Origin of the sequence: Phenylobacterium sp., assembly GCF_036963605.1 — a bacterium.
Classification (GTDB): Bacteria; Pseudomonadota; Alphaproteobacteria; order Caulobacterales; family Caulobacteraceae; genus Phenylobacterium.
Window position 1 is genome coordinate 1 of the sequence record NZ_JBALUY010000162.1, and the last position, 506, is coordinate 506.

Annotated in this window: 1 protein-coding gene; it reads right to left on the bottom strand. The window is 63.8% G+C overall.

Features of this window, described 5'->3' with window-relative positions:
• Nucleotides 1–11 precede the first annotated feature (11 nt).
• Nucleotides 12–506 (bottom strand): zinc-binding dehydrogenase (locus V7702_RS16860; protein WP_335651225.1); only part of this gene is annotated, 495 nt, incomplete at its 5' end.

Here is a 506-nt window from a genome sequence, read left to right on the forward strand (position 1 = left end):
GGAGAAATTGGTCATGCTGCCTCCGGCATCTGCAAAACGATCTTGCCAAAATTCGCACCGCCCTCGAGCAGGCGATGCGCGTCGGCGACCTGGCTCAGTGGCAAGACGGAAGAGACCACGGGACGCACACCCGTGCCACCGAGGTACGGCAAGAGGTGCTGGACGATGTCGCGGGCAATTCCGGCCTTTTCGGCATCCGATTTCGGTCGCAGCGTCGAGGACGTCAACCACAGCCCCTTGCGCATCACCAGGGCCAGCTCGATGCTCGCGATCGCTCCCGTCATGAACGACAGGCCGACATGACGCCCGCCCGGCGCCATGACCGCGAGGTGGCGATTGACGGCCTCTCCGCCGAGAATGTCGAGGACGACATCGACGCCTTGATCATCGGTGAGGGAAAGGATGCGTGCGTCTTGGCCGGCATCGCGGTAGTCGATGGCAAAAACACCCATTGCCGCTAGACGCGCGCATTTCTCAGGGCCGCCCGCGGTTGCGATGACGCGGGC